Origin of the sequence: Ancylomarina sp. (genome assembly GCF_041555295.1) — a bacterium.
In the GTDB taxonomy this organism is placed as follows: domain Bacteria; phylum Bacteroidota; class Bacteroidia; order Bacteroidales; family Marinifilaceae; genus Ancylomarina.
In genome coordinates, this window is the sequence record NZ_JBFFKR010000482.1 from 1 (window position 1) to 1,489 (window position 1,489).

Sequence of the window (1,489 nt, forward strand, 5' to 3'; positions counted from 1 at the left end):
AAAAACATTTTTAACAGCCCTTTTAAGTTTAAGTATTGCCATGCAATTCACTTATGCTCAAGGTGCTTTAGAACAGAAAAACGATCCATTCTTTGGAGAAAGTTGTACCAGTATAATGGTAGGTAAAAAAGCAACAACTGATGGATCTGTTATTACCAGTCATACTTGCGACGGACGTTACCGTACCTGGTTGACGATGGAAAAAGCTCAAGAGTTCGACAAGAAAGCGACTCATAAAGTTTATAAAGGCACTTTAAAAACTGAAACCGCTTGGGATCAAAGAAAAATGAAGCTTGTCGGTGAGATTGATCAAGTAGAATCAACTTTTGCTTACTTAAATACAGCTTACCCTTGTCTTAACGAGAAACAACTTGCAATTGGTGAAACAACCTTTGTTGGCCCGGAAGAGCTACTAAATGAGGAAGGCATGTTCCTGATTGAAGAGCTGGAAAGAATTGCATTGCAACGTTGTACAACTGCTCGAGATGCGATTAAACTAATTGGTAAACTTATCAAGAAGCACGGATACGGCGACTGGGGTGAGTGTATCACTATTGCTGATAAAAAAGAAGTTTGGCAATTAGAGATCCTTGGTGAAGGTCCTGATAAAATTGGTGGTGTTTGGGCTGCTCAGCGTATTCCTGATGGTCATATTGGTGTTTCTGCTAACATTTCACGTATAGGGAAACTTGATCTTAAGAACTCTGATTATTTTATGGCATCAGACAATGTCTTTAAAGCTGCTAAAGATTTAAAGCGTTGGGATGGCAAAAAGGAATTCAAATTTTGGGAAGTATATGGTGGTGTTGATAAGCCATTTAAAATTCGCGAATTCTTTATTCTTAATCACTTTGCTCCTTCTTTGAATCTTGATTTTGAAGCAGATGAACTACCATTCTCTGTTAAACCAGACAACAAAATATCTGTAAAGGATGTGATGGCCATGTACAGAGAGACCTATGAAGGAACTAAGTATGATATGACTCAGAACCTTAAGGTGATCAAGAAAAAATACAATGGCGATAAGGAAGTTATCGGTCAGGATACAATCATTGCTACTAATGCTCACCCATGGCCTACTGGTAATTGTCGTAAACTATCTAACTTCCTTCAAAAAGATGCGATTGAATACCAACGTACTGTTGCTGTTTCATGGTGTTCTTATTCATTTGTAACTCAGTTGAGAGACTGGTTACCTGATGAAATTGGTGGTGTCGCTTGGTTCTCATTCGATAATCCAGGTCAAAGCCCACGTATTCCAATTTATGCTGGAACAACTGAATTACCTGAGTCATTCAACTATTGTGGACAAAAGCGTTTTCGTGCTGATGCAACGATATGGTCTTATCGTAAAGCTAACAAGCTAGCAACACTTGCTTGGCAGGACACACGTGAAGAGATGATGGCAGATGTCGCTCATTTCGAGAATAAAGGTTTTGAAGACGGTGCTATTCTTGAAAACAAAATCGCTAAGCTGATTGAAGAAGGA

The 1,489-nt window shown here is 38.8% G+C and carries 1 protein-coding gene; it reads left to right on the top strand.

Going from position 1 to position 1,489, the window contains the following annotated elements:
- Positions 1–1,489: dipeptidase (locus ABY905_RS17270; RefSeq protein ID WP_372646143.1), on the top strand; the 1,489-nt coding region annotated here is incomplete at both ends.